The organism is Allobosea sp. GW821-FHT12C12, from assembly GCF_058807355.1.
Genome location: NZ_JBXAQP010000004.1, coordinates 17,714 through 30,055, shown reverse-complemented (window position 1 = coordinate 30,055; position 12,342 = coordinate 17,714). Strand labels below are relative to the sequence as shown.

At 68.0% G+C, this 12,342-nt stretch carries 16 protein-coding genes; 15 read left to right on the top strand and 1 reads right to left on the bottom strand.

Features of this window, described 5'->3' with window-relative positions:
- Positions 1–68 precede the first annotated feature (68 nt).
- The 6 genes from AC1RRW_RS06850 to AC1RRW_RS06825 all read left to right on the top strand — a co-directional run bounded on the left by AC1RRW_RS06850 (position 69) and on the right by AC1RRW_RS06825 (position 5,551).
- Entirely contained in the window at positions 69–923 is an 855-nt protein-coding gene (locus AC1RRW_RS06850; protein ID WP_492899885.1) for an urease accessory protein UreD, read from the top strand.
- An 82-nt stretch (positions 924–1,005) separates the two neighbouring features.
- Positions 1,006–1,626, top strand: coding sequence for an urease subunit gamma (locus AC1RRW_RS06845; RefSeq protein WP_492899884.1), 621 nt, complete (start codon positions 1,006–1,008; stop codon positions 1,624–1,626).
- Positions 1,623–2,513 (top strand): DUF1003 domain-containing protein, encoded by an 891-nt coding sequence (locus AC1RRW_RS06840; RefSeq protein WP_492899883.1) that lies wholly within the window; start codon positions 1,623–1,625, stop codon positions 2,511–2,513. The genes AC1RRW_RS06845 and AC1RRW_RS06840 overlap by 4 nt, the downstream gene beginning before the upstream one ends.
- 13 nt (positions 2,514–2,526) lie before the next feature.
- Positions 2,527–2,670 carry a hypothetical protein gene (locus AC1RRW_RS06835; protein WP_492899882.1) on the top strand — a complete coding sequence of 48 codons (144 nt, stop codon included), beginning with the start codon at positions 2,527–2,529 and terminating at the stop codon, positions 2,668–2,670.
- Positions 2,671–2,680: 10 nt separating this feature from the next.
- The gene (gene ureC, locus AC1RRW_RS06830; protein WP_492899881.1) at positions 2,681–4,417 is read left to right on the top strand and encodes an urease subunit alpha; all 1,737 of its coding nucleotides are present in this window, start codon (positions 2,681–2,683) and stop codon (positions 4,415–4,417) included.
- Between the two features lie 96 nt (positions 4,418–4,513).
- The gene (locus AC1RRW_RS06825; RefSeq protein WP_492899879.1) at positions 4,514–5,551 is read left to right on the top strand and encodes an ABC transporter substrate-binding protein; all 1,038 of its coding nucleotides are present in this window, start codon (positions 4,514–4,516) and stop codon (positions 5,549–5,551) included.
- Between the two features lie 232 nt (positions 5,552–5,783).
- Here AC1RRW_RS06825 and AC1RRW_RS06820 read toward each other — a convergent pair whose 3' ends face one another.
- Positions 5,784–6,407 (bottom strand): FMN-dependent NADH-azoreductase, encoded by a 624-nt coding sequence (locus tag AC1RRW_RS06820; RefSeq protein WP_492899878.1) that lies wholly within the window; start codon positions 6,405–6,407, stop codon positions 5,784–5,786.
- A 34-nt stretch (positions 6,408–6,441) separates the two neighbouring features.
- On the opposite strand from AC1RRW_RS06820, the gene AC1RRW_RS06815 reads away from it, so the two are divergent.
- The 9 genes from AC1RRW_RS06815 to AC1RRW_RS06775 all read left to right on the top strand — a co-directional run bounded on the left by AC1RRW_RS06815 (position 6,442) and on the right by AC1RRW_RS06775 (position 12,090).
- The gene (locus AC1RRW_RS06815) at positions 6,442–6,900 is read left to right on the top strand and encodes a winged helix-turn-helix transcriptional regulator (RefSeq protein ID WP_492899877.1); all 459 of its coding nucleotides are present in this window, start codon (positions 6,442–6,444) and stop codon (positions 6,898–6,900) included.
- A 90-nt stretch (positions 6,901–6,990) separates the two neighbouring features.
- The gene (locus AC1RRW_RS06810) at positions 6,991–7,446 is read left to right on the top strand and encodes a hypothetical protein (protein ID WP_492899875.1); all 456 of its coding nucleotides are present in this window, start codon (positions 6,991–6,993) and stop codon (positions 7,444–7,446) included.
- A 135-nt stretch (positions 7,447–7,581) separates the two neighbouring features.
- Positions 7,582–7,851 (top strand): putative quinol monooxygenase, encoded by a 270-nt coding sequence (locus AC1RRW_RS06805; protein ID WP_492899874.1) that lies wholly within the window; start codon positions 7,582–7,584, stop codon positions 7,849–7,851.
- A gap of 63 nt (positions 7,852–7,914) precedes the next feature.
- On the top strand, positions 7,915–8,496 hold the full coding sequence (locus tag AC1RRW_RS06800; RefSeq protein WP_492899873.1) for an urease accessory protein UreE: 582 nt from the start codon (positions 7,915–7,917) through the stop codon (positions 8,494–8,496).
- 8 nt (positions 8,497–8,504) lie between these two features.
- Positions 8,505–9,176 (top strand): urease accessory protein UreF, encoded by a 672-nt coding sequence (locus tag AC1RRW_RS06795; RefSeq protein WP_492899872.1) that lies wholly within the window; start codon positions 8,505–8,507, stop codon positions 9,174–9,176.
- Positions 9,173–9,808 carry an urease accessory protein UreG gene (gene ureG, locus AC1RRW_RS06790; protein WP_492899871.1) on the top strand — a complete coding sequence of 212 codons (636 nt, stop codon included), beginning with the start codon at positions 9,173–9,175 and terminating at the stop codon, positions 9,806–9,808. Before AC1RRW_RS06795 ends, ureG begins: the two co-directional genes overlap by 4 nt.
- A 10-nt stretch (positions 9,809–9,818) precedes the next feature.
- The gene (locus tag AC1RRW_RS06785; RefSeq protein ID WP_492899870.1) at positions 9,819–10,400 is read left to right on the top strand and encodes a HupE/UreJ family protein; all 582 of its coding nucleotides are present in this window, start codon (positions 9,819–9,821) and stop codon (positions 10,398–10,400) included.
- 27 nt (positions 10,401–10,427) lie between these two features.
- Positions 10,428–11,012 (top strand): ANTAR domain-containing response regulator, encoded by a 585-nt coding sequence (locus tag AC1RRW_RS06780; RefSeq protein ID WP_492899869.1) that lies wholly within the window; start codon positions 10,428–10,430, stop codon positions 11,010–11,012.
- 31 nt (positions 11,013–11,043) lie between these two features.
- The gene (locus AC1RRW_RS06775) at positions 11,044–12,090 is read left to right on the top strand and encodes a CmpA/NrtA family ABC transporter substrate-binding protein (protein WP_492899868.1); all 1,047 of its coding nucleotides are present in this window, start codon (positions 11,044–11,046) and stop codon (positions 12,088–12,090) included.
- Positions 12,091–12,342: the final 252 nt, after the last annotated feature.

The following is a 12,342-nucleotide window of genomic DNA, read 5'->3' as shown; positions in this document are numbered from 1 at the left end:
CCGCCCACCCCCTTGCCCGGCACAGTTGCGCGCGGAAGATTGTCGGCTTGCTTTCGTCCGGAGCGCCGATGTTCGCGCCGCCCATTCCGGCAACCCATGATCCGCTCCTGCCCGTCTCGATCCGGGCCGCGGGCGGCGTGCGCCTGCGCTTCGGCGTCGGGGACGGGAGGACGCACCGCCGGGAGGTCGCCGAGTCCGGCGGCTATCGCGTCCGCTTCCCGACGGCTTACGACCAGACCTGCGAGGCGGTTCTGATCAACACCGGCGGGGGCATGGCCGGCGGCGATGCGATGCGTGTCGAGGCCGCGCTCGACGCCGCCGGCCATGCCGTCATCACCACGCAGGCGGCGGAGAAAATCTATCGCAGCCAGGGCGCCGACACCCGCATCGAGACGACGCTCTCGGTTGGGACGGGCGCGACGCTGCACTGGCTGCCGCAGGAGAGCATCCTGTTCTCGGGCGCGCGGCTCGCCCGCGGCCTGACGATCGATCTTGCGCCCTCCGCCACGCTGGTCGCCTGCGAAAGCGTGTTCTTCGGCCGCTCCGCCATGGGCGAGAGCCTGCGGCGCGGCTCGCTGCGCGACCGCTGGCGAATCCGCCGCGACGGCAGGCTGGTCTTCGCGGACGATCTGCGGCTGGAAGGCGCGATCGCCAGCCATCTCGCACGGCCCGCCATCGGCGCGGGGGCGCGTGCCGCCGCCACGCTTGTCGCGACGGGTCCGGAGACGCTCGAAAAGCTCGACGGAATCCGCGAGACCATCGCCACTCCGGCCTTTTCCGATGTCGGGGCCGGCGCCGGCATCGTGTCGGAACTCCTCGTCATCCGTCTCCTCTCCCCCGAGGCGCAGGCGCTTCGTCGCGCCCTCGTCACGCTGATCGGGCAAGTGACCGGCCGTGCGCTGCCGCGCACCTGGTCGACTTGAAAAAGAGTGCGGTGGTGGCGATCCGAGGTTCGGCCTACACTCATGAAGCCCCGCGGGGCGAGGACGACAGGAAGGTGCACGCATGAATCTGACGCCGCGCGAAAAGGACAAGCTGCTCGTCGCCATGGCCGCCATGGTGGCGCGCAGACGGCTCGAGCGCGGCGTCAAGCTCAATTACCCGGAGGCCGTCGCGCTGATCACCGACTTCGTCGTCGAGGGCGCGCGCGACGGCAGGTCCGTCGCCGATCTGATGGAGGCGGGCGCTCATGTCGTTTCCGCCGGCCAGGTCATGGACGGCATCGCCGCGTTGATCCACGACGTCCAGGTCGAGGCGACCTTTCCCGACGGCACCAAGCTCGTCACCGTGCACGAGCCGATCCGGGGGGCGTCGGACGCGATGAGGCCGGGCGAGGTCACGACGCTGCCTGGCGACCTGATCATGAACGAGGGGCGCGAGAGCCTGACGCTCACCGTCGCCAATACCGGCGACCGGCCGATCCAGATCGGCTCGCATTATCATTTCTGCGAAGCCAACCCGGCGCTCGCCTTCGAGCGCGACCGGGCGCGGGGCTTCCGCCTCGACATACCCGCAGGCACGGCGGTGCGCTTCGAGCCCGGCCAGACGCGGGAGGTCCGCCTCGTCGCGCTCGCCGGCAAGCGCGAGGTCTACGGCTTCCGCCAGGACGTGATGGGCAAGCTGTGAGCGAGGCGACAACGATCACGGAATCGATCGGCGAGGGTGGCGCGAGCCCGGCCGAGACCGCCGCCCAGCTGCGTAAGAAGCGGGGGGTCTGCGCCCTCTCGGGCCAGGAGATGGCGCGCAAGAACCTCGTCGTGCTCGACAGCCTGCGCCCGACCCTGGTCGAGCACATCCGGCGCGATTTTCCCGACATCGAGGACGACGCGCTGATCAGCGTGAAGGAGCTGGCGCGCTACCGCACCCGCTATGTCGAGGAGATCCTGCGCGAGGAGCACGGCGAATACTCCGACCTCGACCGCGAGGTCGCCGAGAGCATCGCCCGGCAAGAGACGATCGCCGAGAACATCGAGGACGATTTCGCCGAGCACAGGACGCTCGGCGAGCGGCTGTCCGACGGGCTCGCGAGCTTCGGCGGCTCCTGGGCCTTCCTGCTCAGCTTCTTCCTCGTGCTGACCGTCTGGATGGCGATCAACGCGTTCGTCGGCGAGCCGAAGGCCTTCGATCCCTATCCCTTCATCCTGCTCAACCTCGTCCTGTCCTGCCTCGCCGCGATCCAGGCGCCGATCATCATGATGAGCCAGAAACGCCTGGAGGCGAAGGATCGCCTGCGCTCATCGAACGACTACCAGGTCAACCTCAAGGCCGAGCTCGAGATCAGGCATCTCCATGAGAAGATCGACCATCTCATCACCCGGCAATGGCAGCGCCTGGCCGAAATCCAGCAGGTCCAGCTCGAGCTTCTCCAGGATCAGCAGGCGACCAAGCCGAAGCGGCCCAAGGTCGTGGTCCGGAAGGCCAAGAAGAAACCCAAGCCGAAGGCGAAATCGGTTGCGGGCGCCGCTGGCGGCGAGGCGTCGACTGACGATGCGGCGCGAGGCGGCGAGAGCTGAAGAATTCTTATTCGTGCTGGCGATCGCGGAGGACGGTCGATCCGGATTCGCCGACGCGCTCCTCGGCTTGTTGAATGGCCGCGCCGGCTGGCGTGAGACCTTCACATTTGACCGGGCGGCTCCAGCCGAAGCCGGTTTCACACCCTTGTCGACCTGAGGCCCCGCCCATGCCCTTCAACTACCCCCGCAACGCCTATGCCGCGATGTTCGGCCCCACCACCGGCGACACGGTGCGCCTCGGCGACACCGATCTCGTCATCAAGGTCGAGCGCGATTTCACCACCTATGGCGAGGAGGTGAAGTTCGGCGGCGGAAAGGTCATCCGCGACGGCATGGGCCAGTCGCAGGTCAGGAACGGCGAAGGCGCGGTCGACACCGTCATCACCAATGCGCTGATCCTCGACCATTGGGGGATCGTGAAAGCCGATATCGGCATCGTCGGCGGGCGCATCGTCGCCATCGGCAAGGCCGGCAACCCCGACATCCAGTCGGGCTTCGGCAATTTCGACCCGTCCGAGACGATCATCGTCGGCCCCGGCACCGAGGTCATCGCCGGCGAGGGCAAGATCGTCACCGCCGGCGGCTTCGACAGCCACATCCACTACATCTGCCCGCAGCAGATCGAGGACGCGCTGATGAGCGGGTTGACCACCATGCTGGGCGGCGGCACCGGCCCGGCCCATGGCACGCTGGCGACGACCTGCACGCCCGGCCCCTGGCATATCGGCCAGATGATCAAGGCCGCCGACGCCTTCCCGATGAACCTCGCCTTCGCCGGCAAGGGCAATGCCGCGCTGCCCGGCGCGCTGATCGAGATGATCGAAGCCGGCGCCTGCGCGATGAAGCTGCACGAGGACTGGGGCACGACGCCGGCCGCGATCGACAACTGCCTCTCCGTCGCCGACGACTACGACGTCCAGGTGATGATCCACACCGACACGCTGAACGAGTCGGGCTTCGTCGAGGACACGATCGCGGCCTTCAGGAACCGCACCATCCACGCCTTCCATACGGAGGGCGCCGGCGGCGGCCATGCGCCCGACATCATGAAGGTGGCGGGGCTCCCGAACGTGCTGCCGTCCTCGACCAACCCGACCCGGCCCTTCACCGTCAACACGCTCGACGAGCATCTCGACATGCTGATGGTCTGCCATCACCTGTCGCCCTCGATCCCGGAGGATCTCGCCTTCGCCGAGAGCCGCATCCGCAAGGAGACGATCGCGGCCGAGGACATCCTGCACGATCTCGGCGCGCTCTCGATGATGTCGTCGGATTCCCAAGCCATGGGCCGCATCGGCGAGGTGATCACCCGCACCTGGCAGACCGCGCACAAGATGAAGGTCCAGCGCGGCTCGCTGGCGCGGGACGCCGGCACCGGCGCCGACAATTTCCGCGCCAGGCGCTATGTCGCGAAATACACGATCAATCCGGCGATCGCGCACGGCGTCTCGCGCCATATCGGATCGGTCGAGATCGGCAAGCTCGCCGATCTCGTGATCTGGTCGCCGGCCTTCTTCGCCGCCAAGCCCGATCTCGTGATCAAGGGCGGCATGATCGCGGCAGCCCCGATGGGCGATCCCAACGCCTCGATCCCGACGCCGCAGCCGGTGCATTACCGGCCGATGTTCGGCGCCTTCGGCAAGGCCGTGACCTCGACCTCGCTCGTCTTCGTCTCGCAGGCGGCGATGGCGAACGGGCTCAAGAACCGGCTCGGCACGGAGAAGGAGATGGTCGCGGTCGAGAACACCCGTGGCGGCATCTCGAAGAAGAGCATGATCCACAACGACGCCACGCCCGATATCCGGATCGATCCGGAGACCTATGCGGTGGTGGCCGATGGCGAATTGCTGGTCTGCGAACCGGCGAAGGAACTGCCGCTGGCGCAGCGGTATTTTCTGTTCTGATCGCTGCTGAGGCAACTCTTCGCCGACCGACATTGACACGCCTCGCGCCCTCCGATTTCCTTGCCGGCAAATAAAAATCGTTCCGGGAGGAAGCCGATGCCGTCCACTCTGGTCCGCTTGTCCGCCTCCGCGCTTCTCACAGGCGCGGCGCTCCTCGCCGCCATGCCGGCCTCGGCCCAGGGCCAGGTCACGGTCTACTGCTCGATCCTCGAGGAGCAGTGCCGCGAGGGCGCGACGATGTTCGAGAAGGCGACCGGCATCAAGGTTTCGATGGTGCGCAAGAGCACCGGCGAGGTCTATGCCCAGGTCAAGGCCGAGGCCGGCAATCCGCGCGGCGATGTCTGGTGGGGCGGTCCCGGCGAGCCGCATCTGCAGGCGGCCGAGGAGGGCCTGCTCGACGAGTATCGCTCGCCGAGGCTGCCCGAGCTTCATGACTGGGCCCGCCGCCACGCCGAGCAGTCGAAATTCCGCACCTCGGGAATCTATCTCGGCGCGCTCGGGGTCGGCTACAACACCGAACTGCTGAAGAAGAAGGGCCTGCCCGAGCCGAAATGCTGGGCCGATCTGCTCGACGCGAAATATCGCGACGAGGTCCAGATCGCCGACCCCAACTCGTCGGGCACGGCCTATGTCTTCCTCGCGACGACCGTGCAGCGGCTCGGCGAGGAGAAGGGCTTCGACTATCTCAAGGCCCTGCACAAGAACATCAACCAGTACACCAAATCCGGCATCGCGCCGGTGAAGGCGACCGCGCTCGGCGAGACGACGGTCGGCATCGCCTTCATCCACGACATGCTGACGCAGCAGTTGCAGGGCGCGCCGATCAAGACGGTCGCGCCCTGCGAGGGCACCGGCTACGAGACCGGCTCGGTCTCGGTGATCAAGGGCGGCAAGAATGGCGAGGCCGCGCGCCGCTTCGTCGATTTCACGCTGTCGCCCGAGGCGCAGGACATCAACGCCAAGCTCAGGATCAACTCGATCCCCTCGAACCGGACCGCCAAGCTCTCGCCGGACGCGCCGAAATTCGAGGAGATCAGGCTGATCGACTACGACACGCCGAAATGGGGCAGTCCGGCCGAGCGGTCGCGCCTGCTCAAGCGCTTCGACGTCGAGGTCAAGGCGCTGCCGCGCTGAGCGGCGGCGCGCCGCGCCGGTTGTTCAACGGATCGGAACTGCCTTGGAGTTACGCATCGGGGAGTTCCCCCGTTCCGTTCGCCGATCCGTTGAGCCGGCTTCACGATCAGTCCCGACCCAATCGCCGCAGCAAGCCTGCCCCCCGCGCAAGTTTATCTTGCCGCACGTCGAGCAGGGCAGGCCGCCGCGAGCGTTTCCGGAGCGATCGGCGGGAAAGGTCCGCAACGGCTGGTCAGGCCGCCTTGGGCAGGATAGCCGACAAGCCGGACGCGGCCTCGCGTGCGCCCTTCAGCGCCGCATCGCGTTGCTCCGGCCCGAAGGTGATGCCCTCGGCCCGGACGAACTCGATGGCCGTGATCCCGAGAAATCCGAAGACGGCGCGCAGATAGGGCTCCTGAAAATCGTTCGGCGCCGCGGGCGCGCCCGCCGAATAGACGTTGCCGCGCGCGATCGCGACGATCAGGCGTTTGCCGCCGGCCAGGCCCTCCGGCCCCGTCTCGGTGTAGCGGAAGGTCTTGCCGGCGACGCAGATGCGGTCGATCCAGGCCTTGAGCTGCGTCGGGATCGAGAAATTATACATGGGCGCGCCTATGACGACGATGTCGGCGGAGAGAAACTCATCCAGAACCGCGGCGCTCGCTGCGGTCTCGGCCTTGGCCGTCTCGCCGACGGGAGCGCCGGCGGCGGCGGCGAGGTGCGCGCCCGAAAGATGCGGAAGCGGATCGGCGGCAAGGTCACGATAGATCACCTGCGCCGTCGGGTCGGCTTCGCGCAGCCGGGCCACGACCGCAGCCGAGACCTCGCGGCTGGCGGAGTTGTCGGCGAGGATGCTGGAATCGAGATGAAGCAGTTTCATGGCTGGTTTCCTTGGTATACATTTGATACCAAGGATGGATATAAGCCCATCTAACGCCCTGCAAGGAGGCACAATTTTGGAACAGAGGCACAGCCATGTGACCGAGAGCTGCCGTGTGGTGTCGCCGGTCCTCGCCCGCGTCGGCGACAAATGGAGCATCCAGATCGTGCGCCTGCTCGGCGACGGCCCGCGCCGCTTCAACGAGATCAAGCGCATGGTCGACGGCATCTCGCAGCGCATGCTGACGCTGACCTTGCGCGGGCTGGAGCGTGACGGGCTGGTCACGCGCACCGTCTTCCCGACGGTCCCGCCCCGCGTCGACTATGAGCTCACCGATCTCGGCCGCTCGCTCTGGGAGCCGGTGCAGGCGCTCGGTATCTGGGCCTTCAAGCATCGCGAGGCGATCGGCAAGGCGCAGGCCGCCTTCGACCGGAAGCAGGCCGCCGATGCGCCGCCGCGCCTCATCGCGGCCGTCGGCATGGAACGGCGCTGATCGCCGATTGCCGCGGTGAGAGCCGCGTGCAAGTCTCCGGAACCGTGCAAGTCTCGCGGACGCGACGACCCCCTGTAGCGAAAGCACTCCATGGCGACCTTCAAATCCGTCGATTCCGGCCTCTCGGCGAAAGGCCTGCTCGCCGGCTTCATCGCCGCCGCGATCTCCGTGGTCGTCTTTCACCAGGGCATGTTCCTGATCCTGAATCTGCTCAACCTGCTGTCGGCCAGGCCATGGAACCTTGCGCCCACCGGGCCGCTCGGCGTGCCGACCCTGATCAACCAGATGTTCTGGGGCGGGCTTTGGGGGGCATTGTTCTCGCTCGTCTGGCCATATCTGCCGGGGCGCGATTTCTGGCTCAGGGGCCTGGTTTTCGGCTGGCTCGGCCCGATGCTGCTCGGCAACTGGATCCTGATCCCGTTGATCAAGGGCGGCGCTTACTTCGCCGGTTTCGCGCCGCAGCGCATGCTGATCAGCGCGCTGATCGCGGGCGCATTCGGGCTCGGCCTCGGCCTGATCTACGAACAGTTGCGCAGGCGCATCTGAGCGCCCGAACCTGCCGGATCAGCGGATCGCGTCGACGATCCTTGAACCGGCCGGGACGGCGCATCGCATCCGAAGGGCTCTCGCCCTGTAATCGGGGGTTACCTGAATCCCCGATTGCCAGGAGACGGCTGCCTCATGTCAGATCCGCTTCTCGTCATCGCCCGCGCGCAAATGCGACCGGACGCCCGCGCCCTCTTCCGCGCCGCCGCCCAGGATAGCGTCGCCGAGATCCGCCGCGAGCATGGCTGCCTCGCCTGCGACATGCATGAGAGCGTCAGCCAGCCCGGCCATTTCGTCTCCGTCGCAAGCTGTGAGCAGCGCGGGCGTGCCGATACTCATATGCGCAAGCCGCATCTTCCCGCCTTCCCGAAGGTCGCGGGGCTTGCGTCACGGCGCCTCCGGTGATCGAAGTGATCGAGCCGCGATCGGTCGATCGCCTCTGGTCACAGACATCCGGGTTGCACCATCATGCTGCGCGCCACCTCCGTCCTTCGCAAAGCCGCGGTCAAGGCGGACCGCGTCATCGAGACCCTGACCCTCGACCATGAGGATCGCGGCCGCCGCCGCCTCGCGCTGAAGGGCGACGCCGGGCTCGAGATCCTGCTCGATCTCGACAAGCCGACGGCGCTGAACGATGGCGATGCGGTCAAGCTGGAGGACGGCCGGCTCGTGCTGATCAGGGCGGCCGCGCAGAGCCTGCTCGAGATCAGGTCCGACAACCCGTTGCGGCTGATGCGCGTCGCCTGGCATATCGGCAACCGCCACACCCCGGCCGAGATCACGGCCGACGCGATCTATATCGAGAACGACCATGTCCTGGCCGAAATGGTGCGCGGCCAGGGCTGTGCCATGACGGTTGTCGAACGGCCGTTCCAGCCCGAGCGCGGCGCCTATGATCACGGCCACGACCATGCCGGTCACGACCGCCACGCGCATGACCACCACGCCCATGGCGACGACTGCGGCTGCGGTCACGATCATCACGCGCATGACCACGGCCACAAGCATGGCGCGGCCCACGGCCATAAGGGCCACACGCACGATCACTGAGCCGGGCGATGGCCGCCCATCTGCCCCTGATGGTCTGGCTGTCGCCGTCCTTCCCGGTCGGCGCCTTCGCCTATTCGCACGGTCTCGAATGGGGCTTCGAGGCCGGCGACCTGACCGATGCCGCTACGCTTCAGGACTGGCTCGATGCGCTGGTGGGCCACGGCTCACTGCGCAACGACCTGATCCTGTTCGCCTGCGCCCATCGTTCGGTTGCCGAGGGCAGGGCCGACCTGCCGGAGATCGCCGAGCTCGCGCTGGCGCTCGCCAACTCGGCCGAGCGGCGGCTCGAGACGGTCACGCAGGGCAACGCCTTCGTCGCCGCCCTGCGCGCCGCCTGGCCCTGCGAGGCGATCGAGCGGCTGCGCGCTGTCTGGCCGGGCGATGTCGCCTATCCGCTCGCCGTCGGCGTCGCCAGCGCCGGCCACGGACTGCCGCTGCGGCCGTCTCTGGAGGCCTATGGCCTTGCCTTCGTCGCCAATCTGGTCTCGGCCTCGGTCAGGCTAGGGATCGTCGGCCAGACCGATGGACAGCGCATCACGGCGGGGTTGGTGCCGGCCTTGCATGCGGCCGCCCTGGCCGCCGAGACAGCGACGCTGGACGATCTCGGCGGCTGCTGCCTGCGTTCCGACATCGCCGCGCTGCGGCACGAAACCCAGTATTCGAGGCTGTTCCGCTCATGACGCATTCTCCCCACGGCCCGCTCCGCGTCGGCATCGGCGGCCCGGTCGGCTCCGGCAAGACCGCGCTGATGGAGGCGCTCTGCAAGCGCATGCGCGAGCGCTACGACCTCTGCGCCATCACCAACGACATCTACACCAAGGAGGATGCGCGGCTGCTGACGGTCGCCGGCGCGCTGCCGCAGGAGCGGATCATGGGCGTCGAGACCGGCGGCTGTCCGCACACCGCGATCCGCGAGGACTGCTCGATCAACCTCGCCGCCGTCGAGGAGATGCGCGGCAAATTCCCCGATCTCGACCTGATCCTGATCGAATCCGGCGGCGACAACCTCGCCGCGACCTTCTCGCCCGAACTCGCCGACCTGACGATCTACGTCATCGACGTCGCGGCCGGCGAAAAGATCCCGCGCAAGGGCGGGCCCGGCATCACCCGTTCCGACCTTCTGGTCATCAACAAGACCGATCTTGCCCCCTATGTCGGCGCGGATCTTGCAGTGATGGACAGGGATTCGAAGCTGATGCGCGGCAAGCGTCCCTTCGTCTTCGCCAATACGCGGGAAGGCGACGGCGTCGACGTGGTGGTGGACTTCATCGAGACGACGGGCGGACTGAAGTCCGCGCGCCCCGCGGCCTGAGGAGATGGCGATGACGACGAAGGCGATGCCGGCCGGATTGGCGCTTGCGGGCCTGACGCTGGCCGGCCCGGCGCTTGCTCATACTGGCGTGGGCGCCGTGCAGGGCCTCGGCGCCGGGCTGCTGCATCCCCTGACCGGGCTCGACCATCTGCTCGCCATGGTCGCGGTCGGCCTCTGGGCCGGGCTCGTCGGCGGCCAGGCCCGGTTCGCCTGGCCCGCCGCTTTCGTCGCGATGATGCTCGTCGCCGGCTGGTGGGGCATGACGGGCGCGAGCCTGCCCGGCGTCGAGACCGGCATCGCCGTGTCGATCGTCATCCTCGGCCTCGCCATCGCCTTCCGCGCGACGCCGCCGCTCGCGGCCGGCGCGGCGGCCTGCGCCATCTTCGCGATCTTCCACGGCCATGCCCATGGCGCTGAACTCCCCGTTGGCGCCAGCGCGTTCGGCTATGCGGCGGGCTTCGTCATCACCACTGCCGGCCTCCACCTCGCGGGCCTGCTTCTGGCGACGCAGCTTGCCCGTCACGCCCCGCTGGTCGCCCGCGCGGCGGGCGGCGGGCTGGTGCTGGCCGGCGTCGCCATCCTGGCCGGATGACGTGGCGGAGGGGCGCCGCGGCCGCCTATGAGGTCGGACCTGAAGATCCTGATCGTCGACGCCAATCCGGTGCGGGCGGCCATCATCGACGAGGGCCTGCGCGAGGCCGGCTTCACCGATCTCGTGCGCATCGGCGCGACGCATGGGCTCGTCGCCGAAATCGAGCGGCATGATCCCGATGTCGTCGTGATCGACCTCGAGGATCCGAGCCGCGACGCGCTCGCCGACATGTTCCTGGTCAGCCGGCATGTCAGGCGGCCGATCACGATGTTCGTCGACCAGTCGGATTCCGCCTCGATCGAGGCCGCGGTCGAGGCTGGCGTCTCGGCCTACATCGTCGACGGGCTGAAGAAGGAGCGCATGCAGCCGATTCTGCAGACCTGCATCAGCCGCTTCAACGCCTTCCGCAAGCTGCGCGAGGAACTCGACGACGCCCGCTCGCGCCTCGACGACCGCGTGACGATCGACCGCGCCAAGGCGATCGTGATGCGGCTGAAGGACCTGCCGGAGGGCGAGGCCTACGCCCTGATGCGGCGCACCGCCATGAACGAGAAGCGCAAGCTCGCCGATATCGCCCGCTCCATCATCACGGCCGCCGAGGTGTTGAAATGACCCGATGGTCTGATCCGACAAAGGTCGTCAGATGACGTTGCGCCTCCGGGTCGGCTTCATGCCGCTGATCGACTGCGCCCTCGTCGTCCTGGCCAGGGACGAGGGTTTCGCCGAGGCCGAGGGGCTCGATCTCGAACTCGTGCGCGAGGTCTCCTGGTCGAACCTGCGCGACAAGCTCAATGTCCGCCTGCTCGACGCCGCCCATATGCTGGGACCCGCCGCGGTCGCGGCCACGCTCGGCATCGGCGGCGTGCGCGCGCCGATGGCGGCGCCGATCGCGCTCAATCTCGACGGCGCGGCGATCACGGTCTCGGTCCGGCGCTTCGAGGAGATGGCGCGACTTAGCCATGGCGACATGGCCGACGCCACCGTCTCGGCGCAGGCGCTGGCGGCGATGGTCGCGCGCCGCAGGGCGTCGGGCCTGCCGCCACTGACCTTCGCCGCCGTGTTCCCCTTCTCCAGCCACACCTATCTGCTCTGCGAATGGCTGGCCAAGGGCGGCCTCAGGCTCGGCGAGGACGTGCGCTTCGAGGTCGTGCCGCCGCCGCAGACGGTCGAGGCGCTGAGCAGCGGCCGGGTCGACGGCTTCTGCGCCGGCGCGCCCTGGAACGCGGCCGCGGTCGCCGCCGGCGTCGGCGCCATGGTTCTGACGAGCCTCGATCTGGGTAGCGGCCGCCCCGACAAGGTCCTGGCCTGGCGCGCCGACGACGCCGAGAATCGGATGACCGCCGTTGGCAAGCTCAACGCCGCGATCCTGCGCGCGAGCGACTGGGCTTGCGATCCGGCGAACACCGAACGCTTCGCCCGGCATCTCGCCTCGCCCGGCCGTCTCGCGCTTCCCGTCGGGATTGTCGAACCCGTCCTGCGCTTCGAACTGCGCCAGGGCGCGGGCCGCCCGCCGCGTCAGGTCGATCGCTTCATCCGCTTCGACCGCGCCGCTTTGCGGCCCGACCCCGACCATGCCGAGTGGATCCTGGCTGGGATGGAGCAGGCGGGGCAGCTCGTCCGGACCGCCGGGATGACGGAGCAGGCGAGGGCGGTCTTCCGTCCTGCCTTATTTCCGGGCGGCGACGCCTGAACATCGGAAGTTGCGCATTTTTTAAGCGGATGCGGCCGATTTGTGCGCCGCAGCATCGGATTCGCCTCCAATGTCCGCCGTCCCGTTCTCATCCAAGCTGTTGCAATTCCACGATCCGAGGAAAAGCCGGCCGTTGGCACGATCCTTGTAAGGATTGTTGCAGCGCGGCCAACGCTGCCCGCGCCATTTTCCGAACCGACAATCACAGCAACGTCGCTGTCGAAAGGCGCCTCCGGGCGCGTTTCGCGCGGC

Bases quoted from the DNA above. Each gene is read 5' to 3' on its own strand.
- AC1RRW_RS06850 (WP_492899885.1), top strand. From the start codon at position 69: ATGTTCGCGCCGCCCATTCCGGCAACCCATGATCCGCTCCTGCCCGTC.
- AC1RRW_RS06845 (WP_492899884.1), top strand. From the start codon at position 1,006: ATGAATCTGACGCCGCGCGAAAAGGACAAGCTGCTCGTCGCCATGGCC.
- ureC (WP_492899881.1), top strand. From the start codon at position 2,681: ATGCCCTTCAACTACCCCCGCAACGCCTATGCCGCGATGTTCGGCCCC.
- AC1RRW_RS06825 (WP_492899879.1), top strand. From the start codon at position 4,514: ATGCCGTCCACTCTGGTCCGCTTGTCCGCCTCCGCGCTTCTCACAGGC.
- AC1RRW_RS06820 (WP_492899878.1), bottom strand. From the start codon at position 6,407: ATGAAACTGCTTCATCTCGATTCCAGCATCCTCGCCGACAACTCCGCC.
- AC1RRW_RS06815 (WP_492899877.1), top strand. From the start codon at position 6,442: ATGGATATAAGCCCATCTAACGCCCTGCAAGGAGGCACAATTTTGGAA.
- AC1RRW_RS06810 (WP_492899875.1), top strand. From the start codon at position 6,991: ATGGCGACCTTCAAATCCGTCGATTCCGGCCTCTCGGCGAAAGGCCTG.
- AC1RRW_RS06805 (WP_492899874.1), top strand. From the start codon at position 7,582: ATGTCAGATCCGCTTCTCGTCATCGCCCGCGCGCAAATGCGACCGGAC.
- AC1RRW_RS06800 (WP_492899873.1), top strand. From the start codon at position 7,915: ATGCTGCGCGCCACCTCCGTCCTTCGCAAAGCCGCGGTCAAGGCGGAC.
- AC1RRW_RS06795 (WP_492899872.1), top strand. From the start codon at position 8,505: ATGGCCGCCCATCTGCCCCTGATGGTCTGGCTGTCGCCGTCCTTCCCG.
- ureG (WP_492899871.1), top strand. From the start codon at position 9,173: ATGACGCATTCTCCCCACGGCCCGCTCCGCGTCGGCATCGGCGGCCCG.
- AC1RRW_RS06785 (WP_492899870.1), top strand. From the start codon at position 9,819: ATGACGACGAAGGCGATGCCGGCCGGATTGGCGCTTGCGGGCCTGACG.
- AC1RRW_RS06780 (WP_492899869.1), top strand. From the start codon at position 10,428: ATGAGGTCGGACCTGAAGATCCTGATCGTCGACGCCAATCCGGTGCGG.
- AC1RRW_RS06775 (WP_492899868.1), top strand. From the start codon at position 11,044: ATGACGTTGCGCCTCCGGGTCGGCTTCATGCCGCTGATCGACTGCGCC.